The sequence below is a fragment of the Aeromonas sp. 30P genome, from assembly GCF_051919805.1.
Classification (GTDB): Bacteria; Pseudomonadota; Gammaproteobacteria; order Enterobacterales; family Aeromonadaceae; genus Aeromonas; species Aeromonas veronii.
This window is the reverse complement of the sequence record NZ_JBQBEA010000001.1, coordinates 2,715,634-2,740,285: the sequence shown is the minus strand read 5'-3', so window position 1 is coordinate 2,740,285 and position 24,652 is coordinate 2,715,634. Positions and strand designations below refer to the sequence as shown.

The window sequence follows — 24,652 nt, the reverse complement described above, 5'->3', positions numbered from 1 at the left end:
CCATGGGCGGCAGCAGCGCACCGAGCGTACCGGATTACTCTAGCCAGAACATGAACACGGCTCGGCAGGAGAACGCCAAGCGGCAACATCAGGCGGACATCTACAACACCCAGATGAACGCCCTGAACAACTACGCCACCAACGCCTTCAATCAGGGGCGGGACTACCTCTCTTCGCTGGGTAGCTGGAACTACACCGACTACCTCAAAGCGACCAACGATGCGACCGGCAAGAACCCGAACCAGTCGAACAACTTCTGGACGCCCAACTACAACCAGAGTCTGACGGTCAACCCGAACGCCGACCCCAGCGACTACTCCAGCCAGTACAACAACCAGTTGGAGGCATTGAAGGAGTTGGCCCGTGAAGAGGGCGCGGTCGGTAACAGCGGCTGGGTCGTGCAACAGAGTCAGGCGATCCAGAACAACCGCTGGCAGAACTACCGCCCCGAGCAACTGGGCCAGATGACCAACTGGGTCAATGGCGATCAGTACAAGGGTGGCGTCAACGCATGGACGGGCCAGACCGGCGCATGGGACATGGGCGAGTTTCGGCAGGGCTACCAGTCGCTGCTCAACAACTTCGACATGCTCAATTCGTGGAGTGGCCAGCTTAAACCGCTCAACTTCTCGCCCACCATTCAGGGTTATGACCGCCCCCTGAACGTGGACACCCCTGGGCTTATCAGCTACCAGGGCAAGGAGTACGCCAACCAGCTGAACGCCATGTTCCAGCAGGCCAACAACCAGTTGAGCCAGTTTGAACAGCGGATGTCGCAGGACAAGAACACCCTCAACAGCACCTTGGCTGGCTGGGGCAACAACTTCAATCAGCTGGAGGAACAGATCTCCGGCCTGAACATGAACAACGTGGATGATCTCGGGGCCAGCCTCAAGCGCAAGCTGCAACAGAGCCAGCAGGGTCTCGGTAACATCAACAACGACTACTACAACTTCTTGAAGTCGAACAACCTTGGCTACGACTACAACGGCCAGAGCCTGACCGACTACACCGGTTCCATCAAGACCGGCTATTCCTCGTTGCTCGACCAGATCACCAAGCTGGAGAAAGACCGTGAGGCCGAGGCCGCACGGGTCAGCAACTTCCAGCAGCAGATGACCGGCAACCTCAACAGCCTCTACGGCAAATTGAGTAATGCGGGGCTGGCCGAGTACGACAAGATCTACAAGGACGCGGCCAAGCAGTTCGAGGACTACCGCAGCCAAGCCGATGGGTTCAAGTCCAACTATGAGCACTACAACGGCAGCCAGCAGGCCCAGATGCTGCAACGCATCCAGACCGAATTGGCAGGCTACAAGAGCGCCTATGACATGGAGAGCCAGCGGGTGAAGTCTTACCAAGACTCCATCACCAACCAGCTCGACCAGTATCAGAACGCTATCGGTGGACTCGGGATCGCAGACGACAAGGCGATGGGCAACTACGCCCGCTACCTTGACACCCTCCAGCAGCAGATGGGCCGCTTTAACTCCGAACTCGGGGTGAAGTGGGACAACCAGAATGCCACCCTGGGGCAGTTGCGTGGCCAGTTGACCGACCTTGGCAACAAGCGCACCGCCGAACTCACGCGGATCGAGGACTTCCAGAAGCAGTTCGGGCTCGACATCGGCGGCCTCTCCAACGACATCGACAGCACCGGTATCAACGATGCCAGCAAGATCGATGCGCTGCGTAAACGCTACAGCACCTTGGCCGACCAGCTGGCTGGCTTCAAGTCCGAGCTGAACCCGCAGATGGGCACCCTGATGAACCAGCTGGGGCGCGAGCAAAGCGACCTTGAGGGCTTGAGCAACAAGCGCACCCAAGCCTTGATGAAGCTGGAGAACGAGGTAGCCCAGATGCAGGCACAAGCCAAGGAGGCCGAGCGCGGCCTGATTGGCATGGATACCAGCGTGGACGGGGCCAACTACCGCGACCTGACCGCACTCAACAACCTGCGCCAGCAGATTGCCGAGCGCCAGCAGCTGGCCGGTGATTGGCGTAGCGAGTTGGCCAAGCTGCAAGAGCGGGCCACCACCATGGGCTATGACGGGGCGGACGCTCTGACCAAGACCCAGGGTTCCCTCGACAAGCTGGCCAGCGACAAGGGCTATTCCGCGCTACTCAACGAGATCGCGGGGATGCAGACCAAGCGCCAAGGCGAGTTGGACACCATCAACACCACCCTGAGTGGCCTGCAAGGCAAGGTCAAGGACGCGCCAATCCAGAACGAGGCCGACCTCAAGACCTACCTGACCGACTTGAGCAAGCACCTCTCCAGCCTGTCGATGTACTCGGGCAACGACATCACCTCCCTGAGCAAGGGCTACAACGATGCGATCACCTCGGTGAACGACAAGCTGACCCAGCTATCGACCAAGCGTGGCGAGATTGAGAAGCAGGCTCAAGCGATGCTCAAGCGCATGAACGAGACCAGCTACTACAACCTCGGCAACCTCGATGGCGAGAAGGGCAGCATGGACGACATCAAAGCGACCATCGAGTTATACAACGCCCAGCAAGCGATGGACGAGCTGGACGCCATGACCAAGCGCCTGACCGGTGAACGCCAGCGGATCGAGTCTGACCTCCAGAAATCACAGGCTGCCCAACAGGGTGAAGCCAACTGGGTCAATCAGCAGAACCAGCAGCAGAACAAGCCGACCTATGGCACGGGTGCCAATGGTCTGCCACTGACCGAGGCGGAATACCTCGCCCTGCTCCAGCAACGCAAAGAGAAAGAAATGTACGGCGGCGCTTCGTCCTTCGCGGCGGCCATGGGTCTGGTGTAAGGGGGAAGTATGTGGGGAATGGTTGCCATGGCGGGGGCTTCGCTCGCCAGTTCAATGCTGAGTTCCAACTCGGCGGCCAAGCAGGCCCAGTATCAGGCCCAGTTGCAGTATCAAGCCCAGATGGCCCAGCTTGGCGTAGAGAGTGGGCGGCTTAATGCCGCCTATCAGGAGCAGCAACTCCAGAACCAGTGGAATCAAAAGGCGTGGGATCAGGGGCTGTTCAATCAGCAACTGACCCTCGACAACTACTATCAAAATCTCGGTCTCCAGCGCGAGCTGATGGGCAACCAGTACCAGCAGCAGCAATACATGTACGACCGGCAGGCCCAGTATGACTACTTGGCCCAGCAGGATCGGCAGTTCCAGATGCAGCAACTTCTTGGCAATCAGAACATGGCCCAGAAGGAACGCGAGCAAGCCATGATGGAGCTGATGCGAGCCCAGCAGATTGCCCAGCAGGAAGCCCAATACTCCCAGGATCGTCAGCGGTATCTGGACGGCATGGCCTATGACGAGCGCGGCTATGCCATCGACCAGTTCAATTGGGCCAAGCAGTTGGCCGACATGGAACGGCAGTTCGACATCAAGCAGTTCGAGCAGGCCAGCGCGGACAAGAAAGCCGATGCGGCCTTCGACCGCTCGAGCTGTATAAGGCCCAGCAACAATTGCTCCAGCAGCGGGCGGACGAGATTGCCGAGATCAAGCGGGTGCAAGGCATCCTCGGAGACGAGCGCGATTTCGACATCGACACCCTGCGCCAGAACCAAGCCTTGGCCATGGAAGAACGGGCCATCGATCAGCAGCTGCGTAACCTCTACCTGACCCAAGCCCAGTCGGGCACCCAGCGAGTGCAAGACCTCTTGACCAACATGGGGACACCGGCAGAGGTGCGCCGGTTCGGTGATGCGGATGTGGCCCAGCGTCAAGCCATCTTGGCCAGCAAGTACACCGAGCTGGCGGATCGCGCCGTGGATCGGGTGAGCAGCCAGAACGAGGCCCGCCTGATTGCGTCCGGTATGGATCTGTCTACCGCCGCCGACATGAGCCGTGCCGCCGTGGCCCAGCAGGCAGCGGCCAGCTACATCGAAGCGGAGACCCGTTCGTACAACGAGGCATTGGCCCAAGTGCAGGGTCTCAACGAGTTGAACGCCGGTAACGAGCGGGCCACCTTCGAGCGCCGTGGCAACCTGATCAACGAGACCATGCAAGCCTTCTTGCAACCGCTCCAGTATCTGACCCAAGCGCCGCAGGTTCGCTCTGCCATCTACGACAAGCAGCTGACCAGCGCAGGCCAGTATATGAGCCCGCAGACCAACGCGGCCTTCTACCAGCCAGGAACCAGCACGGTGTACGACCGCGCTATCCAGTCCGCCATGGCCAACGCGCCTATCCAGATTGGCAGCGGCTACAGCGGCTACGACACCCGCAGCGCGAACAACTATCAATCGCCACTGAACGTGGGCAGCGCCATCTACAACGGGCAGGTGGGCAGCGGGGCCGCGCAGCAACTGGGTATCCCTGGACTGAACGCCAGCTACATGGGTGCGCCGGTCTACAACATGCCGCAGATCAACGTGAACAACGCCTACAGCCAAGCCTTCGCTGGCATGAGCAACGTCTACGGCGGCATGAGCAACGGCTACGCCAACAACAACCAAGCCTACCTGAACGCCGCAGCCGGTGCCGGTCAAGCCGCAGGTTCTGCGTTGGCCGACTTGGGCAGCACAGCGGGCAGCTGGCTAGACAGCTACCTCAAGAAGAACGGCGGTGGGTGGAACGGCAGCAGCAGCGTACCTGCCTACAACTACGCGATGATGCCTAGCTCCGGCCAGATTGGCAGACGATAAGGGGGACACGATGGACGCTTTGATGTGGGCCAACATGGCCCAAGGCTTTGAAGAAGGCCGCCAACGCAACAATAACAAGCGGGTCGAGGCGGCCCGCTTGTTCAATGAGTTCAAGAAGGCGAACCCAGACGCCAACTTCCAAGACTATCAAACCTTCATCGGCTCCATCACGGGGGGCGCTCCGTGGCTGCGTGACGCACTGCCGGAAGAACAGCAGCTGCAAGCCTATGCGGCAGCCAACCAGCAGGCCAAGGCCCAAGCCGACCGCATGGCGCGGATGGAAATGATCAGCAAGCAAGCCCAGCTTTCCAGCGTCTTTGAACGCGGCATGGCCGACAACTTGCTGAGTACGGACGGCGACACCCAGCAGGCGCTGGAGCGCACCATTGGCGCAATGAGTGGCGGCGACCAGACCATCGCCAACGACTTGCGCAGCCAGTTTGGCAATGCCAACTACTCGACCCTGTGGCAGCGCACCCAGTCCGAGATCATGGACAGCCGCTGGGATCAAATCATTCAGCTTGGCGAGACTGGCCAACGCCTGACCGCTGGCCACCTCAAGAGTGTGCTTGGCTACACCCCGACCGGCCAACAAGTGGAAATGGCCAACTTGCGCGTGAACCAAGTGCTTGAGGCCAAGCGCGAACGGCAGGCCCAGCTTGCCCGTGAACGGCGCAACAGCGACCTCTCCTTGGCGCTGCGAGTGGCAGAGTCGTACCGTCAAAGCGGCATGGCAGCCTTGCAAGCCGGTGAGGCGGACAAGGTGAAAAGCAGCCTCAACGCCATGCTCAAGATGACCATTGGCGATGCTGACCCGAAGATGCTCAACGAGCTGGTTAACACCACCGTGGGCACTTGGGAGCAGGAGGCCCTATCCCTCAATCAGGAATCCTTGGCCCGCTTCTCGACCGACCCGAAGGGACAGGAGTGGCTGGCCACCCTGATTAGCTCCGGCAAGACCGAGCAGGAGATCGCCGCAGGGCTCAAGGCCCGTGGTATCTACGCGGACAACAAGCAGGTTGCCGACATGGTGAATGGCACCCGCACCCTGATGCAGACCAAGCAGCAAAACGACTGGCAGGCCACCGGACAAGCGGCAAGTCAGAAGGCCGTCACCGACTTCACCACCGAGCAGAAGTCTACCGATGAACTGGTGAAGGCGCGATTGAACCTCAACACCAAGGACACCGAGGCGCAAGGGGTGGGCAACGTTGCCGCCGAGTACGCCCCGCGCCAAGAGCAGGTGGACGAGTTCATCAACCGAGTGACCGAGCTGGTCAAGGACAACCCAAGCGAGCGGGTCGCAGCCGTAGAGAAGGTCGCCCAGGAAATGGGTATCCCGCGTGACCGCGATGTGATTGCGTCCATGCAGACACAGAGCGGGGCGTACCAACCGATTGACCCGATGATCTGGAGTAACACCCAGCGCACCGAGTTGGCCGGTGAACGGCAGCGACTGGAGCAGGAGATTGCCACCCTTATCCAGAAGCCTGCCAGCCAGATCCCGCTCGACAGGATGAACGAACTGCGCCGCCAGCTTCAAGCCCTCAAAAGCAAGGTGGCCTCGTTCGCCAAGGAAACCGAGTCCCGCGCTGCCAACGCTCGCCAATGGGATACCTCGTTTACCTTGGAGGCGGGTCTGCAAAACGAAGGGAACAACCACCCATTTGTGGCCAACTCACAAAGCGAAGTGGACTCAACCGTACAGCTGTTAGAGGCGTTCAAAGCGGTCGAGCAGAAAGCCCAGCAGGTCGATAAGTACGCCCGTGGTCAGTTGCCAATTGAAGAACTGACCAAAGACCCGACCGAGCAGATGCAGCTTGTCCAGACCACCCAGCGCGAGAAGTTAGTTGGGCTCTATCGGGCAGACCAAGAAGGTAAGTTAACGATGGAGGAAGCGAGCAAGCTATCGCTGATCCTGTCCGGTACTCGCTCCTTGGCTATCCCCAATTCACCCGATTACGCGGGCAGCGTGAAGCGACTTCGGATGCTGGAAAACGCCTATATCAATCTGATGAATGGCGGCTCCGTGGTGACTTATGATCGCGGGGAATATGCGTCAACGCGCAATGCAGATAAGCAGGCATTTGCAGATGTAGTTAGCCAGCTCAAGAAAGAACTGGCCAACTATCGGTAAGGAATGGGGCGGTTATACCGCTCCTTCCAATTCCGGCTCTGGGTTATAAACAAAGTCTTCCAGCTTCTTCTCGCCACTAAAGATGGCGGTTCTCATTGGCACCGGCATACGGCCCAGCCCGTACCATGAGGATTCATCGCCATGCTTGTTGATATAGCGATACTCCACGCCACTCTTGGGTTTGCTGGGGTCATCGGCCTTGGTCTTCACTGCGTTCGGGTCGCGCTTCTTGTACTGGCGCTTAACCTTTGGTTGATCGGGTACAGCTTCCATCCCGAGGAAACCTTTTAGATCGTCCTTACTTATTCCCATCTTCTCTAGGGTACTCATTGCCTCTCGCAGCTTTCTTTCCCGTTCCTCCCTGGCTCGAATAAGTTCCAATTCATCGGACTTAATTTCGTTATGGACTTCCTGAAAAATGACACTTAACGAATCTAACTGAGATAGCGTCAATCCATTTAGCGCCGCCTTTAGGCGTCTCTTATTCATCAATGTGGCAAGCATATCGCTCATTTGTCTGCTTCCTTGACTGGCCTGTTGTTGTTTTACGTAACCACCTTAAATAAGAGTGACAAAAGGATCAACAAAAAATAACGTCTTGGGTGATACCGATCAAACTAAAAGGACGACATGAGGATGTGACAAACGCACACTACGGGCGCAACGGCAACTTAGACCCGTATAGGTGCAGACATGGAAATCAAAATTAATCTCCCATCCGGCTTTCTTGATTCAAACGAAACGACCAATCCTGAAAGTAAAGCCAGCACATCGTACCAAAGCAATCCCCTTGATGACCCCAATTTCAAAGATGATCTCAGACGGCACTTTTGGTCTAAGGGTCGCCAGTTTGAGAACGATGATGACATGGTTAAGGAGTGGTACTCCGAACGTACCTATGCGAATCTCAATAGCGCGGGCATGGTGGCCGATACTGCGGAATCATACGGAGCCAACGAAGAGGAGCGCGCTCGCGCCAAACGGCTGCAAGATGCCTACAACAAGATGCCCCTTTTTTTCGAGGATGGCGGCGCGATTGATCGCGTTGGCGGCTGGGAAACCGCAAAGTCCATCGTGGGTGCCTTGGTGCTTGACCCCATCAATCTGATCCCGTTTGGCAAGGCAGCCACTGCCGCCAACATGGCTCGCCTCTCTGGCAAGACCACCGCCCAAGCCTACCGCGCCGGAGCCCTTAGCGGGGCGCTGACACAAGGCGCAGTTGAAGCCGGTGTGGGTGGTGCCATGAGCGGCCTGCAACAGACCAGAGATGTTCGCCTTGGCTTGCAGGACGAGATCTCAATGAGTCAGGTTGGCTCGAATGTGGCTCTTTCGGGTGTGCTAGGGGTGGGTATGGGTGGGCTTGTTGGCCTGCTGGCTTCTCGTACCGGTATCAAGGCTGCCGACCAATCCATTGATGCCATGCTGGGACAGGGGCTGACTGCCGACCAGATCCTCGACATTCCCCGCGACCGCCTCAAGACCATCACCGAAACCAAGTTCGGGCCAATTGACCGCAAGGCGCTCAACGAATACATGCGCGAGACCAACCTTGGCCAGTATGCAACCCAGCGCACCGGCCCCGAGGCCAAGCCGTCTACCGATTTCGTGATGGAGCCGGAAATGACCGAGGCCGAGCGCATCGCCGCCGAGTTTGATGAAGACTTGGCCAGCATTGAAGACGACCTTTCCGTTACCAACCCAGAAGACCCCGAGTATGACCAGCTGCTTGCGCTGCGTAACTCTCGCCTGACCGGCAAGATCATCCTTGGCCAGCGTGACAAGCTGCAAGGCGAAGCCGAGGCCGCCATCTCCGCAGGTGATGACAAGAAAGCCAACGAGCTGCTGACCCGCATCAACAACGCCGAGCGCGAGTTGCGGATGATCCGTGACGGCAAGTGGGCCGATACCGAGGCAGAGGCCGCCGCTGATGAAGTGACCGCCGACCCCAAAGCCGAAGGCGAGACACCGGCCAAAGAGGACGGGCAAGCCACCGAAGAGGCCGCCCAGGAAACCGAGCGCCGCACCCCGTTCAGCGCCGTGATGAAGGCCCGCCTGCAAGGGATGCCCGAGTTTGCCGGTGCCGACATCAACGGCGTGAAGGATGCCCAGAAGCTGATCCGCCGTGTGGCCAAGGCCCAGTTCGGTATTGAAGATGCGGACTCGCTGGACACTGAAACCCTGTACTACCGGATGACCAACCATGCCGACCAGCGCGAGGCCAGTGTGAAGGACATGACCCGTCAGGCGCTGGAGGACTACCTCGAAGAGGTTAGTCTGAACGGGAGTACCGATGAAGTCCCGTTCCAGCAGTTCCTTGGCGAGCGTGATACCTACGCCAGCAACAAAGAGGCCATCCTCCAGACCTTCCGCGAGTCCAGCAAGACCGAGGCCGAGGGTAAGCAGATCGTCTCCAAGATGCTGGACGAGGATGACATCGACCCCGATGATCTGGCCGTTGGCGATGAAGATGATTTGATTGACGAGATTGACGCCGAACGTGCTGCCAGCAAGGCCGCTGGTGCCAATGACCGAGCCACCGCCCGAGCCGGTGCCGAGTCTGTCCGTCAGGGCTACGAGTCCGATCAGGTCATGGGCGAGCTGCGCCACGAATTGCTGATCCTGGTGCAGGAGGCCAAGCGTCAGGGCGTGGAGATCACCCCCGAGAACATCACGCACTATGGCCGCCAAGCCCGTCAGGAGCTGGTCAACATTGAATCCCGTAATGCGATGGTCAAGCTGGTGTCCAAGCGTGGCGGCGACCCGCTGCTCGATGCCAACCTGCAAACCCAGTGGGTCATCAACCATGTGCGCAACAGCATTGAAGCGCAAATGAGCAAGGGCTCCACCGGTCGCAAGAACATCCGAGGCAACACCGACTCACTGGAACGCCAGAGCCAGTTCGCCACCGATGAAGTGGTCGCGGACAAGGCCCGTAAGGCTGCCGCCGTTGAGCGTCAACGCCAGCGGTTCGACAACCTCAAGAAGCTGCCGCAGATGGTCGAGGCCAAGGCCTCCGTGCTGGCCACCAAGCAGCCGACCCCGTTCGTGGCTGACACCCGCGTGACCTACCTCAACGCCAGCGGCGAGCTGGTGAAGGCCCGCCGTGGTGACAAGGTATTCGCCGTGGTTGACCCGAACCGGCCAGGACAAGTCGCCTTTGTGGACGCACCGGAGAGCGCCGCCATCCTGATGGGCCGCAAGCCGGACGTGACCGCCAAGCGGATCGTGGAGCTGACCACCACCGACACAGATGCGCCACAGTTGCCGAGCCTCGACTCGGACGCCATGAAAGCCCCGAGCGGCTTTGCCTTGGCGCTGGTGAAGAAGTCCCCCGAGCAGGGCAAGCACACCGTCCGCCTCGTATCCAACGCCCAGATGCAACAGGCCCAAGCGGGCAAGCGTACCCTGACTGCCCGCAACCTGCTTGGCAAGGCGGACGCCAACGAGTGGGATGTGGTGTGGCTCTCGACCAAGAACTCACTGCCCTACGAGAAGGCCCGCAGTGGCCGCGCCATCACCCCGCGTCAGTTGGCTGACATGGTGTGGCAGCCGGACGCCCCCAAGCAACAGGCCGCGCCCAAGCTGGAGCACGTAGCCGGTTCGACCATCGACACTTGGGCCAACGCCAAAGGCAAGCGGTTCCCCTTGGCTGCCACATGGCAAGCCGACTTCTTCAAGCCGACCGGCGTACCGGCCTTCGACCGCCGAATGGCCGACCTTGAGCGCACTCTGATCGAGAGCGGGATGCTGGGTGACGGCGATCTGAGCGTGGAAGGTCTCTACCTTTCCCGCGTCACGCTCGATAGCAACATCCCATGGTCTGATCCCAAGGTTGCAGCGGCCACACTGGACAAGCTGGATCAGATCCTGGTGATGGAGGAACGCCTCTACCCCCGTGGTCTGCTGCTGCCCAACGGCGAGCGGGTCAAGGCGATGCGAGCCCTCAACGAGCTGATGGCCGACTACGACCACAAGACCACCAAGTTTGTCTGGGACACCCTCAACCGTGTGGCCATTGCCCATCCTGATGGCAAGGTGCCTAACATTGAGAAGACAGCGGGAGCCCCGCACTACAGCGTCTACAGCCAGAAGGAAGGGTTCAACACCGTTCGTCTGCCGGACGCCGACCGTCCCGATAAGCGCCCGCGTCCGTATGCCCTGCTGCATGAGCTGATGCACTGGGGGTATGCGAACATCCTGACCCCGAGTGAGCGCCGCCTGTTCGTCAACGCGGTACGTGGTCGCCTTGAGACCGGCACCATTGGTGACATCCTGCCAACCTCTGACACCGGCCTGACATCCAATGTGTCACACAGCCTCAACGAGATCTTTGCCGAAGCGGGTGCCGGTTGGGCGATGAACAACCGCGAAGCGACCCTGCTCGATCAATCCTTCTGGGTGGCACTGGCAGAGAAGATCCGCGCCGTATACGACCGCATCATCAACAAGGGCAAGGCCAGCGGGATCAAAGAAGACCCCGCGCTCAACGAGCTGTTCGCCCGCATCCTGCCGGACAACGAGCAGATCATCGCCCGCCTTGGCCTGCCTGATGGCAAGGTGTTCGATGACGCACAGGCATTGCTCAAGCAGGTTGAGCAGGTGAAGACCAAGGGCAGCAAGGAGAGCTTGGCCATTCGAGCCAAAGCCTTGGCCGAGCTGGAGCAGTTCGATCAGGTGTTCGATGATCTGGCGCAGGGCCCCGACCAGTGGCCGTCCCACGTTGGCCAGGATAGCCAGCTTGGCATGGCGCTGTTCAACATGCGCAACGTGTTCACCTTCAAGAACAAAGACGGCAAGACCCTGCCGAACCTGCACTACGCCAAAGACAGCCAGCAGCGGGCGCACACCATCATCAACGAGCTGGGGACGCTGCGTGATTCGCCGGAGGCCATCGAGCAATCCGGCACTATGACCGGCGAGACCTATCTGGAGTACGTGAAGAAGACCGGCAACCATGATCCGGCCCTCTTCATGCGCGATGTGCTGTTCAACCCGAACCACCCATCGTCCGTACCCTACGCCGTGGCCATTATGAAACAGGGGCTGCGCGATGCCATGCTGGCAGAGCATGGGGTGTGGGTAGGCCGCGATGCGATGCCGACCAGCCAGACCGCTTGGAACTATGCCTTGGCCCAAAAGGCCCGTCATGCCGTGAAGGGCAAGAAGCCGACCGCTGAACCGGTTGCACCGGTAGAGAAGCTGCCGGAGGCCGTACCGGAAGTGGAGGCCGTGACCGAACAGGCCAATCTGGTTCTCGGCAAAGAGACCCCGAGTGTGGAAGTAGACCCCGCCCTTATCGAACAGGTGAAAGCGGGGCTCGCCAAGATTGAGGCCGCTCAAGAGGTGATGAAGGAGACCGTGAAGACGGTCAACAAGAAGCGCCGTGAGCGAGTGGTCAAGACCGCAGGGGCCGTCAACAAGGCGCAAGAGATTGCCGAGAAACCGGCCCGTGCTTCCCATGCACCGGTCGCCCCGCAGGCTGCCGAGAGCGCCCCGACCGTCAAGCGCCAGCCGACTGCCAAGCTGGCCGACAAGGTGGTCGAGGTCAAACCGGACGAGATTGCCAAAGACCATGAGGCCATGGCGGACGAAATGATCCGCCGTGCCCGAATGACCAAGAGCATGGTCGGCAAGAAGCGGGTCGAAATCACCTTGGCCAGTACCGCGCTACCCGTAACGAGCTGCGCGAGCAGTATATCAATGCCCTCAAGATGGCCGACCAGCCGACCCTGGATCAAATCGAGTGGGTGTACGCCCAGCGAGCTGCTGCCAAGGTAGCCGGTTCCAAGGCCGGTTTGGGCCGCGCCATGCTGGGTTCCGAGATCATTGAGGCTGATGTCTATCAGATGCTCAAGCCCAAGTTCTCCGGCAAGGTGGCGACCAAGGCCGTGGCCCGCGAGCTGGAGGATAGCCGAGGGGTAGCCGAGACCGGCATCATGCCGAGCGCCCCCGCGAACATCCGCGCCATTCAGATGGACATGACCCACCGCGATCCGCAGACCGCGCACGACATGCGAACCGTCTTCTATCGCCTGCTGGCGCTGACCGACAAGGTGACGCGCAACCTGCCCGCCAATGTCATCGACAACTTGGCTGGCGTGAACCAGAGCCCTGCTGCCGTGATGGCCAGCACGGGCGATGAAGCATTCAAGACCCTGCGCAATGCCCTGCGCCGTGACCTGACCGCCCTGCGCAAAGATGGCGATTATGAGGGGGCGTTGTCCAACATTGGACAAATGGTGGCCCGCGCCATCAACGGTCATGTGGACGCGAGCGCCATCAACAAGGTGTTCGCCAGCCACGGCGAGAGCGGCAACGTCACCCAATGGTTCATCAACCAATGGAAGGTGGTCGCCTCCGGCCAGAAGGGACTGGATACGCTGACTGAGAATGTGGATGTGTTCACCGCTGGCAAGTTCAACGAGGCGATGGGCGAGTTTGCCGAGTCGATGGCCTACGTCCTGCGTGGCACCATCGACCGCGCCGACATCTACCAGAAGTACCGCTGGCTGGGTGCGTATGGCGACCCGCTGCAACCGGACACCGTGCGTACCTTGGCCGACCTGAACAAGGATGGCGTGGGGGCGGCAGTGGCCCAGCTTCACGCCTATGACTACCTCGACAACCTCGACATCCACGCCAAGGTTGGGATGGCTCGCTGGGTCGGTGGCCCGATCCGTCCGCTCTACGTGAGCACCCGTGAGGCGACCGGCACCAAGTCCGGCCCGCTGGGTCGTGCCTTCTACACCACTGACCGGCCCAGCACCCTGGGACTCGACCCCGAGCAGGAGTTTGCAACCTTGGCCCCCGAGGTGGCAGAGGTGGCCCGCGAGTATGCCCACGCCCTTGCCGGTGTGCGCAACGCGATTGCCGAGCACCGCCGCAGTATGGAGCTGCTTGAGCCGAACGATGTGGAAGGCAGCGACCGCGCAGGCGACAAGCTGACCGACCTGCTGGCCAGCGAAGCCGAATGGCTGGAACGCTTTGACGCGCTGGGTGTACGTGCGCCCAGTGTGCAAGTAGTCGTAACCCGCGCCAAGCACACCATCGACCTGACCGGCGACACTGTAGTCGAAGGCAACAGCCCGTTGGTTGGCGGGATCATCGACATGGCCGAGCGCCTTGGCCTGAGCCATACCTCCCTGTCTAACTTGGCTGACGCGATTGTACGTGACCAGAGCGGCCCCGACTTTGTGGCCAGCATGGAGGCGTGGATTGCCAAGGAGCCCTCGCTCCGCGCCCGTAAGGGGGACGTGCTGCGTGAGTTCCTGAGTGGTATGGGCTTTGACTCTGCCATGATCGGCAAGGGTGACGAGACCCGCATGGCCGTGTTCAACCCGAGTGACATCCGCTCGATGATGGACGACTTCGAGCCGATGGCCCGCACCGACCGCTTCAACGTGGAAGGCAACCCGATGCGTCACGCTAACGCCGCGTTGGTGAAGGGGGAGCCGGTGAATGTGCCGGAGATTGTGGCCGCCATGGAAGATCAGGGGCTGCCCCGTCGTGCCGGTGACGCCCTGATTGCAGCCGCCAAGGGCCGCAAGATGAGCAAGACGGACGAGCAGGCGCTCAAGCCGTTCCAGTTCAAAGAGCTATTCACCGAGTTGTCGGTCTACATGCGGGCCAACAAGGCCAAGTGGGTGGCCGACTGGATCAAGCCCGAGGAAGGCGGCGGTATCTTCGAGCGCCTTGACAGCGAAATGGGTGCCCAGCTGATGCCGGTGATCGAACAGCTCAAGAAGCTGGAGGGTAACGAGACTTTCTTTGGTCGTGCCCTCAACGCGATCCGCCCGAACAAGGGCCAGCCTGCCAGCTTCTCCCGTGTGGTGATGGCGCTGCGCTTGGGTGACAGCACCGGCCTCAAGCCGGAAGAGGTGAAGGCATTCACCATGATCCGCGACACCTTCGCCCGCGAGTGGCAATTGCTGGTTAACACCTCCTTGGCCAACGAGGATGGCGGTATCCGCAACTACTTCCCGCAGGTGTGGGACATCGAGAAGCTGGAAAGCAACCGAGACGAGTTCATCAATCGTCTGGCCAACTTCCTGATGGACAGCCACACCGCAGAAACCGGAATGCCGCTATCCCAGCAGGACGCGCTCTACCGTGCAACGGGCATCTACGACAACCTGATCGGCAACGATGGGGTTTACAGCCCTGCCAGCCAGCTCAAGGGGACGGCTTCCGAGCATGTGGACGCGGCCCGTGTGCTGCGCCTGCATGAGCACCCTGGTCACATGATGGCCGGTAAGGTGGGCGAGTTTCTGCAAGACGATCTGGAAGGGGTCTTGGTGAAATACTTCCAAGGCACCACCCGCCGCCGCCTGTTCCATGAGCAGTTTGGCCAAGGCAACCACGCCTTCCACGACTTCATGCAAGTGCTGGTCGATGGGGACAATGGCGCATTCGAGTTGCTGACCTCCGGCAAGACCCAAGGGTTTGAAATGAAGGGGGCGGGCAGCGATGGATTGGAAGCCCGTTTCCCGACCTTCAAGCCGCTGTTCACCAACAGCACCGAGGCTTGGCAGGCGCTGGACGAGGTGAAGACCATCATCAAGCGGGACGGCAAGGAGAACGCCGTGCGCTACCTCAAGCAGAAAGACGACAGCCCCAACATGGAGCGTCGTATCCGCGCTATCGTGGAAGCCTTGGCCGAGACAGACGGCAAGCGCAACAAGGTGCCTGAGAACGTGCGCAAGAACATGGTCGCCATGTTCGAGTCGGTCGAGGGCAAGAACCCGTACCGACACACCCCAGGGTTCAAGTGGAAGAACGCAGCCAGCCATGGCCTGCGCTCCTTCAACTCCATCACCCTGCTTGGTTCGACCATCCTCTCGTCCATGTCGGATGCCGCCATGCCGCTGGTCAACTCCGGCGACTTCAAAGCCTACGTGAAAGGGATCGCCCACTACGCCCGTGACCCCGAGTATCGGGTCGCCATGCGCAACATCGGGGTGGCGATGGAGAACCTTGTTCACAACCGGATGGCCCACCTTTACGGGCAGGACGCGGGCAAGCTGACCAACGCCTTCTTCAATGCCACCTTGCTGACACCATGGACAGACATGTGGCGCGGGATTGCGGGGTCGGTCGCCATGGAAACCTTCAAAGCCGAGCAGCGCCGCGCTCTCTCCAGCCGTACCGGAGACGCGGGCCGCAAACATGCAGTGCAGTTCCTGCGCCGCTACGGCTTGGCCAGTTACATTCAGGCGGGCGACCTCTCCAGCGCCGAGGTGATGAATGATCCGAAGGTGCGTCAAGCGGTGCTGCGTTTCACCAACGAAGCGGTGTTCGCACCGAACCCGAACGACATCCCGCTGTGGGCCAAGTCGCCGGTCGGGTCGCTGGTCTATCAGTTCAAGACCTTCCCGATGATGATGGGGCGGATGGGGCTGCGGGTGGCCAAGAGTGGTCGCCTTGGCAGTCAGGTAGCATTCCTGGGTGCGCTGCCGCTGGCCGGTGCTGCCTCCTTGGCCGTCAAGGATGTGCTGCTCTCCCGTGGTGGCGAGGATCAACAGTCGATGGCGCTGCGTGACCGTGACACGGGAGAGTGGGTGACACAAGCCGTCCTGCAAGCCGGAGCCTTGGGTATCCTGGCTGACGTGCTGAGTGCCACTACCGAGCAGCTGGATAACGGCGCATACGGGCGTGAGCGCGTGGCCTCGACCTTCCTTGGCCCATCCTACGGCTTGGCTACGGATGTGATGAAGGTCGCCGCTGGCTTGGTTGACGTTGACCCCAGCAACAGCAAGGAGCGAGAGGGAACCCGCGCCCTGCTGGGGCGGGTGCCGGTGGTCGGGCGTAATGCCAACCTGCGCGAGGGAACCGTGGATGCGGTGGCCGGAGTGCGGCAAGGGCCGGATGGCGGGGGCGAGTTTGATGCCCGCTTCAAGGCCAAGTTCGACAGCGACTTCTAACAACAAGCCCCTCAATTGAGGGGCTTGTGTGTATTCAACATGCAGGTAATGGGGTGTAGCGGGTATAGCCTTGGCACACGTCATCCGCGTGGTTCACTTCATCGCTCAAGGTGCAGAGCCAGCCACCCGACTTGTGGGCGATGGCATGTTGGCAAGTGGCACAGCAGCGGGGGACATCTACCTCGCCGTGGCAGACCTGCCGCTTGAAGCAGAGTTTGCACTTGAAGAACGAGGGGATGTCCGACACCTTGCGGGCCTGATTGGTCAGGGCGTGGTGGATCATCAACTCAAGGTGCGAGACCGTGATCTGATCGAGCGCCACGATCTCGATGTGGTAGTCGGAGTTGTCCTTGCAGTAGGCCACCAACATGGCCCACTCCAGACCGGCCAACATCATGCAAGCCTGCATCTGGTTGTAATACTTGGGATGGCTGCTTCTCACCCCTTCGCGCTGGAGCTTGGCGAACATGGACTTGTTCATGCTCTTGACCTCCAGCACTGCCTTGGCTCTCGGGATGTCCCATTCCGGCATCGGCTCCAGCCACACAATACCGTCAAGGTGACACACCACATGGCCGCCAAAGGCGGTGTACGTCCATTGCTGGCCCGTTGCAGGGTCAGTCGGGTAAACCCTGTAACCGGCCAGATTAAGATCACCGAGCACCATATCCTCAAGGGCGTGGCCCAGCTTGAAGATGCGGGCGATACGGGGCTCCGGCTTGGCGCCTGGGAAACCCCCGCAGGCTAAATGCGATCTCGGCCTCACACCCACCCAGCGAGCTGGCCCCGATATAGCGGCGGGGGGACTGCGCCGGTTCCCTCATGTAAGCCTCGTCAATTCGCAACACTAAAGCACTCATAGACACTCCAAATCGGGAGGCTTAACGCCTCCCGTACAGGGCCGTTCAGAACGGGATCTCGTCCATAAAGGAGTCGTTCGCGGCGGGTCTTGGTTGCAGCACAGACGGCTGACCTTGCTGGGAGGCTTTGAAGTAGGGTGCGAAGTTACGCGGCTCACCACCACCGGAGCGGATCTGGCCGGAGTCGTCACGCCAGTCCTCACCCTTGACCACATGGACGCCGACAATCAGGCCGACCATGGTGGCGACATCCCCAGGCTGGTCTGGGTTCGGGTGGTTCGCTTGCATCAGCAGATGCTTGAGGCGCTTGCGACCGATCTCGGTGGCCTTCTCGGACGGGTTGAAGACGTTGATCACGTCACGCACGTAGCCCCCGTTGAGCCCATCGAATTGCAGTACCAGCTTGATACCGCTGCCGCTGGCAGTCTTCTCCAGCTTGGCCGAGCTGATGCGGCAGACATGCTCCCCAGGTTGCAGGGTGCGGGAGCCTTGTTCTTCTTCTACGCCGGAGAGGTTGAGGGTGGCGAAGCCTTGCCATTTTTGGTTCATACAGTTGCGTCCTTGTTGCCGGTACGGATGCGCTCAAGCAGCAGAGTGATGTCATCGCACTCTTCAACTGCCTTGAGCGTTCTCTTTGGATCACGGGTTTTGCCGTGATACCCGCGCACCTCGTCAGTGATCACGAAGCGGCGAATAGTGGGATTGGCTTTGTTCTCGGGGTTCTCTGTCACCAGACGCAGGCCCGCGAACACGTTGTCGAAGATCCCAGGGATCTGCCGACTGACGCGGTTGCCTTTGACCAGCGGCCAGTAGTTCGTAACGGTTGGCCCGTTCAGGTCATCCCCCTCGGTGTCCTCTTCAACGAGGGCGGTGACGAGGATGTGATAGGGCTTGTCACGCAACCACTTGAGGGCAGCCAACATGAAGCGGGCGTAGTCGCCCCAGACGGCGAAGCGGTTCTTCTCGCCTTCGTACTTGTGTTCGAGGTGTTCGATAAGCCTGTCGCTCAACTCGGTGAGCGAGTCGAGGGCGATCCACTGGTAGCCCGCAGCGGCGAACTCGGGGGAGTCGATCATCTGCAAGATGCCCACGAAGGAGCAGACGCCAGCCTCGGGGTCGTGTTCGCCGTTGTAGGAGGTGAACGGCAGGTAGTCGATCTCGCAATCCGCGATAGCCGACAGGCCGCTCTCACCGGAAATGATTAGCCCCTTGCCGTACCGCTCTTGGTAGTTGCGGCATTGGGTGGTCTTACCCCACCCAGGCATCGCGTAAAGCAGGGTCTTTTGGCGCGAGACGCTGACCGCGCTGGTCTTGAAGGTGAACATGATCAGCCACCCCGCACAGTCAGCTTGATCTTGCCGGTCTTGATGGTCAGCGCATCGTAGAACTTGAGTTTCAGGTCATCGGGCAAGGCTTGGAACTTGGCCTTTGCGATGGTTGCAGACACTTTGATGTGTGGGTTGGGGTTCACCTCGGCCAAGTGCATGAGCATGTCGGAGTCCCAGCTCCACGTTTCGCCCACCTCAGCATCGAGGGTGTAGTTCTCACCTTGAAGAACATATTCACCTGGGTGCAGCTCGCCATGTTCGGCCCGCAGAGCCTCGCCAATCTTGGCTTTGACCAACGCCACTTCTTCCTTGAGCGCGTCCTCTTTCTCTTCCAGCATCTCGAAGTAGTTCAGAAGCTGGTCGATCTCTTTGCTCGTCAAACGAGTCACTTCTTGGTTCGCATCCTTACGCATTGCATTCACCCTCTTGGTTGCTTTATTAAACCATTTGATGTGTAATGGGTGGGTGTTGTAGCGTAAACATAACAACTTAACAAGATGTTTTGTTACTCATAGCAAACTGAAGGGGTGAGCAGGGATGAGTGTGAAATACTACTTCGACATCGATCAGATGTTGGTTGATCTCGGCGGGATTATGCAGACATCCAAGACGCTGGGTGTGCCTCGGGTGTACGTCTGGACATGGCGCAAAGAGGGTCGCTTACCAGCGAAACGCTACGTGGAAATCAAGGAGAAGTGGCCGGAGATCTGCTTTGACAAATACTTCAAGCCGGTCGAAGAAAACCGTGGCGAGGGGCACCAATGAGCTGGCTGGATGAAGCCCTTGAGTACCGTGATCGGGGTTGGGCTGTCATTCCGCTGATCGAGAAGAGACCCGCCGTGAAGTGGCGGGCCTACCAAAGCAGGCTACCGACCGAGGAAGAGTTGGAGGGGTGGGCCGAGGTGTTCCCCAATGCCCAACTTGGCCTGATTACGGGCGAGCAATCGGGTGTTGTGGTGCTGGATTGCGACAACGATGAAGCCATCGAGTTCGTGGCCGAGCTTGGCTATTGCTCACCCATTCAGGTGAAGACCAAGCGCGGCGTCCACCAATACTTCCGCCACCCAGGGGAGCGGGTGCAGAACCATCAGGGGGGCAATCCAGGGGCGCACTGGTACGCCGTGGATGGCCTCGACTTGCGTGGTGATGGCGGTTATGTGCGGGTGCCATCCTCCAACTCGCCCGACTTGGCATGGCAGATCCAGCCACACGTAGACTTTGCAGACCAAAGTGAGTGGCCCGCGTGGGCTTACGTCCAAGGCAAGCAGGAGTACAAGGGTCTGCTCGACCTGAGTGACGTGACACCACTTGGCCACCGAACGGATGTGTGGACTGAGACTGCCGCTTATGCCCAAGGCAAGTACCCGACCGGCAAGCTGCCCACGGGTGGTGGCAACGGTCGTAATGATCGGGTGTTCAAGTACCTGAGCCAGTGCATTTTGAAGGGGTTTAGAGGTGAGGCGCTGGAGGCCGAGGGCCGCCGCTTCATGGAGACGTTCTTTGATGAACCGCTTGAAGAGTATTACTACCAAGCCAGCCTGAAAAGCGCGTGGGCGTTGGAGCTACGCAACCATCCCGAGCGGTTCGATGCGCAGGGCAATTACATCTACTCGTTGCCTGACGAGAAACCGGACTTTGACATCGACCTGAGCGATGTTGAGCCGGAGAGTTTGGAGATCGACATTGCGCGTGAGCCGTACCGGCCACTGACCGATGACGACCTTGAGCTGTTGAAGGCCAAGACCAAAGAGCTGGAGTACCTGATCCGCCCTTGGCTCACGAAGGGGTCAATCACGCAGGTGTACGGCTACACCGGCCATGGCAAATCGACCATGCTCTATCGAATCCTCTATCACCTTTGCGTTGGCCGTGACTTCGGGCGGCTGTTCCAGATCGAGCGACCGGCCAAGGTGCTGTACTTCGACTGGGAAAACTCGCCACACACCATGGTCAACCACATTGAGACCATGCGCAGCAGCTACGGGCGCACCAATGGCAACTTCAACCTGTGGTTGCCGCCGCTGGGTGACTTCAACCTGACCAGCATGGAGGGCGTGACCGAGTTCGCCAAGTGGGTGAAGGCGGCCATGCCGGACGTGGTGGTAATCGACACAGTACGTTCGGCCATGGGTGGACTGGAAGAGAACGATGCGGCGGCGTGGGCTCCGTTCAACCTGTTGCTCACCAAGCTACGCAGCGCAGGCTTTGCGGTCATCTGGTTGCACCACGCGAACAAGCCGACCCAGTTCGGTCTCGGGCGTGAGGCGGGTAGCTCCAACCAGCTGACCGTGACCGAGACTCAAATCAGAATTACGCAGGTGTTCGAGGATGCAAAGACTGCCAAGGAGAAGGGCGGCAAGGCTGCCGATTCGTTCAGCCCGAACGTGTGGGATGCGCTGGATGCCATCAAGCCGCCCCATACGCGCCTCAAGTTCGTGTGTGAGTTGAGCTACGGCAAGACCCGCAACATGACGGATGAATACATGCAGGGGCCGATGCTGGTCGGCTTGGCCCGCAGTGACTTTGATGGGCGTGAGTACATCGTGACCAACAGCTCGCCACGCTTCAACGTGTACCGGCTAATCAACGATGGCCACAGTGCGGAGGACGCATCCCGAATGCTTGGCCTACCGCTGCGAACGGTTAACGACATCCTGGGGATCGAGGAATAAACAAAGGGGCTCAAGGCCCCTTTGTTATTGGTTCATCCAGTGTAACCACTATCTCGACAGACTCACCGAAGTGAAGGCGTGCGAGTCTGATTAGTTCTGCCACATCTGGGTAGTTGTCACGGACGTACTGACGCCGTTCTTCCAGTGACATTTCAGCGGACACGCGGCCCCCCCTTTTTCAATTCACTTCGCTGCACCTTTAAAAGTCTTAAACCCTTAAAGGTTCAGGTTTTTAGGAAGTCTTAGTAGCTTGCCCAACTTTTGAACCTCGCCCCTGCGTGCGAAGCAAACGCAGAGGGGCGATCAGAGATCCAAGACTCCTAAGAAGTGAATTGAGGGTAGCATTTTTTTGACCAAAAGACAAAGGTGATTGTTTGTTTTGTTGTCTTCATAACACCTAACGGGCCTTTAGATATGCTGTATAAAAATACACTAGCCCGTTTTTATTCTTTGAGATTGCAATGGGGTGAGTGTGTGGTATGTTTTTTATGCCTTGGTGTGAGAGGGAACTATGCCGAAGAAAACCAAACTGACGAACGAGCAACTTGACTGGCTCCGTTCGTTACCGCCAGAGAGCTTACCAGTACAGGCCGAGCGAGTAGGTGTGTGTGTTGACACCCTCAAAAGGATCTTGGTGCGCGAAGGCATCAGAGAGTTTGACGGCGCGAAGTTTGTCGCCCCTCTCAAGGTCAACTATTGGACTCGTCCATGCCTGTTCTGCAAGAAGTGCGTGAAGCGCCCGAAGTGGCAATTCATCTGCGACAGGTGTGCGAGGTCGATGAAGCAACGGGATAACTAACAAGGATCGTTATGTTGAAACAGCAGGCCCGCAGTGCCCTTGAAGGGTACTTCGATGTCACGCTCACCCAGTTGGCCGAGCGGCATCCATTCACCTACGCGGGCGTCAACGAAGATGGCTGCGTGGACATCTTCATCTACTACGTTGAGCCCAACGAAGAGGTCATTCACCTCGACTTGGCTATCTTGAGCCACGCGCATGGTCTCAGTGGTGTGACCCTCAAGCATTGCATTCTCGTCTCCAACCAAGGCCCGAGTCTGCGTTATGAGTTCTTCACCAACTTGGCCCAAGCAAGACTCCCCATCCTGCCACATCACCCGCTTGGGATGATGATGCCGGTCGTGTCCGTGCCGGTGGCCTCATTGCAGGAGATCCCAGCATGAGCACCACCCTTGAGCACTGGAAGCGCCTTGTCACCCAGAAGCACCTGTTCTACCGCCCGTCCTTCACCTTCCAATGGACGGATGAACTGGACGCCCGCCTGAAAGAGTGCATCGAGGAAGGTCTGTCGTATGGCCGCATCAACATTCTCTTGGGCCTGCCACCTAACGCCGCGTCCCTTCGTGCGCGTGAGCTTGCATCGGTAAGCGGACACCCAAAGCAGCGATCCGCATCTTCACCCAAGCAGAGCTGGACTTGCTGAATGGCCCATTGTCCACGGCGACCGTGGCTAGACGCCTTGGCCTATCAACCAAGCGTGTTCATTACTTGCGTGAGACGGGGCTATGGCCAAAGACAACTGGCGGGAAGAGGAAGAAGCCGAGTACCGGCACCGCATCCGCTACCAAATGAAGCTGCTCAGGCACCCGAGCTGTCGTGACCCTGACCACCCAGGGTGCGAGCGATGTGAACCCATCATGGACGAAGAAGAATGACCGAAGTTTACGTGACCACCATGTATCGCTGGGGGGATAGGGAGTCCCACAGCTATCTCGTTGGCATCTTCCCAACCGACAAGGCCGCCCTGTTCGCAGCACGGCGCGAAGAGGACAACCGTGGCGGCAAGTATCTGGCCATGGTCGAGGCTGTCGAGCTTGGCCACGATGGCAGCAACTACGCCGAACCGCTCAAGCGCCGCGTCATCAAGGGGCTGCCAGACCAGCGGCCCATCATCTTGCGCAATGTGCAGAGCAAGGAGCGCATTGCCGAGCTGACCCACTTGGCTCACGAATACCGCGCCGTCCTGCAAAGGCCGAGCCCGCGATTCACCACCTTTTCCCGTAAGTTCCTCCACTTGATCGAGGGTCTGCAATGAACCAACAACCTTTGGGAGTACGCCAATGCTTGACCGAGGCGAGCCGGATCACCCACCACATCATCAACCTGAACGAGGCACCACTGATCCAGCGGATGCTCTCTACCTTGGCCAGCGTGAACAGCGCGACCCCATCGAACGAGCTGGAGAAGCTGCGCTTGGAGATCGACATCATCATGCACAGCCTGCCCATGGTGACATCACGCAAGGGCTACAGCTTGCGTACTCCCTTGGCCCAGTCATCGAACGAGGTGGCCAGGATCTGCCGTCAGGCAAAGGTGGCGGTGGTTGGGTTACTCGGCAGAAGGCACTGATCCCGCGCTTGGTGCCAACCAACTGGGGGGAATTGAAGGTGACGCAGCACGTCATCGACCGGTGGCACCAACGCCTTGGCCAGTTGCCGGTATTGATCGCCAACATCCAAGACGGGAAGCGGGCGAGCAAAGGACAACTCAGGCGTTGCGGCGCGTTCAACGGCTATAGCTCCGTGACGGAGGCGTTCTATAGCCAGTATTGGGGACGAGACCAATCCAAGATGTGGGGGATAGTAGCGGCTGATAACAGCGGGGTGTTCGTGGTTAAGGGCACCACAATCGTGACCTACTTGCCATTTTGGAGACGCTATGAAGGGCCGAGGATGTAAGGAGAAGGGGGCGAAGTTCGAGCGCGAGCTGGCCGAGTGGTTCAACCAGCAGGTGTACGGCAGGGATAGCGCGTTTCGAGCCCCGTTATCGGGCGGCGGCGGCGGTGTGAACGAGCGAATGACCGGAGGGGCTGACCTAGTGGGGACGCCCCTTCTTCATGTCGAGGCCAAGCGCGTGGAGCGCCTCAACTTCTTGGAGGCGATGGCGCAAGCAGAGCGCAGCTTGGCCAAAAGCAGAGGGCCGGAGGTGCCGGTGGTCATCAACCGGCGCAACCGAATGACAACAGACGACAGCCTAGTTGTGATGCGCCTCAAGCACTGGCGGATTCTCTACTTGGCTCTCTTAAACCGTGAAGGGATTCATCACATAGAGTGACACCCGATGACACCACTGTGACA

The 24,652-nt window shown here is 59.4% G+C and carries 17 protein-coding genes; 12 read left to right on the top strand and 5 right to left on the bottom strand.

Annotation, left to right across the window (positions count from 1 at the left end; all coding sequences use genetic code 11):
• Positions 1-2: 2 nt before the first annotated feature.
• The 3 genes from ACTG2B_RS12610 to ACTG2B_RS12600 all read left to right on the top strand — a co-directional run bounded on the left by ACTG2B_RS12610 (position 3) and on the right by ACTG2B_RS12600 (position 6,776).
• Positions 3-2,792 carry a hypothetical protein gene (locus ACTG2B_RS12610; RefSeq protein WP_139739961.1) on the top strand — a complete coding sequence of 930 codons (2,790 nt, stop codon included), beginning with the start codon at positions 3-5 and terminating at the stop codon, positions 2,790-2,792.
• A gap of 665 nt (positions 2,793-3,457) precedes the next feature.
• Complete coding sequence (locus ACTG2B_RS12605) at positions 3,458-4,639, top strand: hypothetical protein (protein ID WP_439995986.1); 1,182 nt, start codon at positions 3,458-3,460, stop codon at positions 4,637-4,639.
• Positions 4,640-4,649: 10 nt separating this feature from the next.
• Positions 4,650-6,776, top strand: coding sequence for a hypothetical protein (locus ACTG2B_RS12600; protein WP_139739959.1), 2,127 nt, complete (start codon positions 4,650-4,652; stop codon positions 6,774-6,776).
• A gap of 12 nt (positions 6,777-6,788) precedes the next feature.
• On the opposite strand, the gene ACTG2B_RS12595 is transcribed toward ACTG2B_RS12600, so the two are convergent.
• Positions 6,789-7,289, bottom strand: coding sequence for an H-NS family histone-like protein (locus tag ACTG2B_RS12595; RefSeq protein ID WP_139739958.1), 501 nt, complete (start codon positions 7,287-7,289; stop codon positions 6,789-6,791).
• A 354-nt stretch (positions 7,290-7,643) separates the two neighbouring features.
• On the opposite strand from ACTG2B_RS12595, the gene ACTG2B_RS12590 reads away from it, so the two are divergent.
• Together ACTG2B_RS12590 and ACTG2B_RS12585 are read left to right on the top strand one after the other, a co-directional pair.
• Complete coding sequence (locus ACTG2B_RS12590) at positions 7,644-12,554, top strand: hypothetical protein (RefSeq protein ID WP_439995983.1); 4,911 nt, start codon at positions 7,644-7,646, stop codon at positions 12,552-12,554.
• Positions 12,488-16,696 carry a hypothetical protein gene (locus ACTG2B_RS12585; RefSeq protein ID WP_439995981.1) on the top strand — a complete coding sequence of 1,403 codons (4,209 nt, stop codon included), beginning with the start codon at positions 12,488-12,490 and terminating at the stop codon, positions 16,694-16,696. Before ACTG2B_RS12590 ends, ACTG2B_RS12585 begins: the two co-directional genes overlap by 67 nt.
• Before the next feature lie 34 nt (positions 16,697-16,730).
• Here ACTG2B_RS12585 and ACTG2B_RS12580 read toward each other — a convergent pair whose 3' ends face one another.
• The 4 genes from ACTG2B_RS12580 to ACTG2B_RS12565 all read right to left on the bottom strand — a co-directional run bounded on the left by ACTG2B_RS12580 (position 16,731) and on the right by ACTG2B_RS12565 (position 19,297).
• The gene (locus ACTG2B_RS12580) at positions 16,731-17,360 is read right to left on the bottom strand and encodes a hypothetical protein (protein ID WP_439995980.1); all 630 of its coding nucleotides are present in this window, start codon (positions 17,358-17,360) and stop codon (positions 16,731-16,733) included.
• A 241-nt stretch (positions 17,361-17,601) separates the two neighbouring features.
• Complete coding sequence (locus tag ACTG2B_RS12575; protein WP_139739955.1) at positions 17,602-18,105, bottom strand: hypothetical protein; 504 nt, start codon at positions 18,103-18,105, stop codon at positions 17,602-17,604.
• Positions 18,102-18,881 (bottom strand): AAA family ATPase, encoded by a 780-nt coding sequence (locus tag ACTG2B_RS12570; RefSeq protein WP_139739954.1) that lies wholly within the window; start codon positions 18,879-18,881, stop codon positions 18,102-18,104. The genes ACTG2B_RS12575 and ACTG2B_RS12570 overlap by 4 nt, the downstream gene beginning before the upstream one ends.
• Before the next feature lie 2 nt (positions 18,882-18,883).
• Positions 18,884-19,297 (bottom strand): hypothetical protein, encoded by a 414-nt coding sequence (locus tag ACTG2B_RS12565; RefSeq protein ID WP_139739953.1) that lies wholly within the window; start codon positions 19,295-19,297, stop codon positions 18,884-18,886.
• A 130-nt stretch (positions 19,298-19,427) separates the two neighbouring features.
• Here ACTG2B_RS12565 and ACTG2B_RS12560 point away from each other — a divergent pair, with 130 nt between their 5' ends.
• The 7 genes from ACTG2B_RS12560 to ACTG2B_RS12530 all read left to right on the top strand — a co-directional run bounded on the left by ACTG2B_RS12560 (position 19,428) and on the right by ACTG2B_RS12530 (position 24,629).
• Positions 19,428-19,649, top strand: a complete 222-nt coding sequence (locus ACTG2B_RS12560; protein ID WP_139739952.1) for a hypothetical protein — start codon at positions 19,428-19,430, stop codon at positions 19,647-19,649.
• On the top strand, positions 19,646-21,556 hold the full coding sequence (locus tag ACTG2B_RS12555; RefSeq protein ID WP_139739951.1) for an AAA family ATPase: 1,911 nt from the start codon (positions 19,646-19,648) through the stop codon (positions 21,554-21,556). The genes ACTG2B_RS12560 and ACTG2B_RS12555 overlap by 4 nt, the downstream gene beginning before the upstream one ends.
• A gap of 810 nt (positions 21,557-22,366) precedes the next feature.
• A complete protein-coding gene (locus ACTG2B_RS12550) occupies positions 22,367-22,738 on the top strand; it encodes a hypothetical protein (protein ID WP_139739950.1) in 372 nt (123 codons plus the stop codon).
• Positions 22,735-22,998 (top strand): hypothetical protein, encoded by a 264-nt coding sequence (locus ACTG2B_RS12545; protein WP_439995978.1) that lies wholly within the window; start codon positions 22,735-22,737, stop codon positions 22,996-22,998. The genes ACTG2B_RS12550 and ACTG2B_RS12545 overlap by 4 nt, the downstream gene beginning before the upstream one ends.
• A 228-nt stretch (positions 22,999-23,226) precedes the next feature.
• Positions 23,227-23,610, top strand: a complete 384-nt coding sequence (locus ACTG2B_RS12540; protein WP_139739948.1) for a hypothetical protein — start codon at positions 23,227-23,229, stop codon at positions 23,608-23,610.
• Positions 23,607-23,924 (top strand): hypothetical protein, encoded by a 318-nt coding sequence (locus tag ACTG2B_RS12535; protein ID WP_139739947.1) that lies wholly within the window; start codon positions 23,607-23,609, stop codon positions 23,922-23,924. Before ACTG2B_RS12540 ends, ACTG2B_RS12535 begins: the two co-directional genes overlap by 4 nt.
• A 309-nt stretch (positions 23,925-24,233) precedes the next feature.
• On the top strand, positions 24,234-24,629 hold the full coding sequence (locus ACTG2B_RS12530) for a hypothetical protein (RefSeq protein WP_139739946.1): 396 nt from the start codon (positions 24,234-24,236) through the stop codon (positions 24,627-24,629).
• The last annotated feature ends 23 nt before the right edge of the window (positions 24,630-24,652 follow it).

Excerpts from the sequence above, each read along its gene's own strand:
- ACTG2B_RS12610 (WP_139739961.1), top strand. The coding sequence starts at position 3 with ATGGGCGGCAGCAGCGCACCGAGCGTACCGGATTACTCTAGCCAGAAC.
- ACTG2B_RS12600 (WP_139739959.1), top strand. The coding sequence starts at position 4,650 with ATGGACGCTTTGATGTGGGCCAACATGGCCCAAGGCTTTGAAGAAGGC.
- ACTG2B_RS12595 (WP_139739958.1), bottom strand. The coding sequence starts at position 7,289 with ATGAGCGATATGCTTGCCACATTGATGAATAAGAGACGCCTAAAGGCG.
- ACTG2B_RS12590 (WP_439995983.1), top strand. The coding sequence starts at position 7,644 with ATGGTTAAGGAGTGGTACTCCGAACGTACCTATGCGAATCTCAATAGC.
- ACTG2B_RS12585 (WP_439995981.1), top strand. The coding sequence starts at position 12,488 with ATGGCCGACCAGCCGACCCTGGATCAAATCGAGTGGGTGTACGCCCAG.
- ACTG2B_RS12575 (WP_139739955.1), bottom strand. The coding sequence starts at position 18,105 with ATGAACCAAAAATGGCAAGGCTTCGCCACCCTCAACCTCTCCGGCGTA.
- ACTG2B_RS12570 (WP_139739954.1), bottom strand. The coding sequence starts at position 18,881 with ATGTTCACCTTCAAGACCAGCGCGGTCAGCGTCTCGCGCCAAAAGACC.
- ACTG2B_RS12565 (WP_139739953.1), bottom strand. The coding sequence starts at position 19,297 with ATGCGTAAGGATGCGAACCAAGAAGTGACTCGTTTGACGAGCAAAGAG.
- ACTG2B_RS12555 (WP_139739951.1), top strand. The coding sequence starts at position 19,646 with ATGAGCTGGCTGGATGAAGCCCTTGAGTACCGTGATCGGGGTTGGGCT.
- ACTG2B_RS12550 (WP_139739950.1), top strand. The coding sequence starts at position 22,367 with ATGTTGAAACAGCAGGCCCGCAGTGCCCTTGAAGGGTACTTCGATGTC.
- ACTG2B_RS12545 (WP_439995978.1), top strand. The coding sequence starts at position 22,735 with ATGAGCACCACCCTTGAGCACTGGAAGCGCCTTGTCACCCAGAAGCAC.
- ACTG2B_RS12540 (WP_139739948.1), top strand. The coding sequence starts at position 23,227 with ATGACCGAAGTTTACGTGACCACCATGTATCGCTGGGGGGATAGGGAG.
- ACTG2B_RS12535 (WP_139739947.1), top strand. The coding sequence starts at position 23,607 with ATGAACCAACAACCTTTGGGAGTACGCCAATGCTTGACCGAGGCGAGC.
- ACTG2B_RS12530 (WP_139739946.1), top strand. The coding sequence starts at position 24,234 with ATGAAGGGCCGAGGATGTAAGGAGAAGGGGGCGAAGTTCGAGCGCGAG.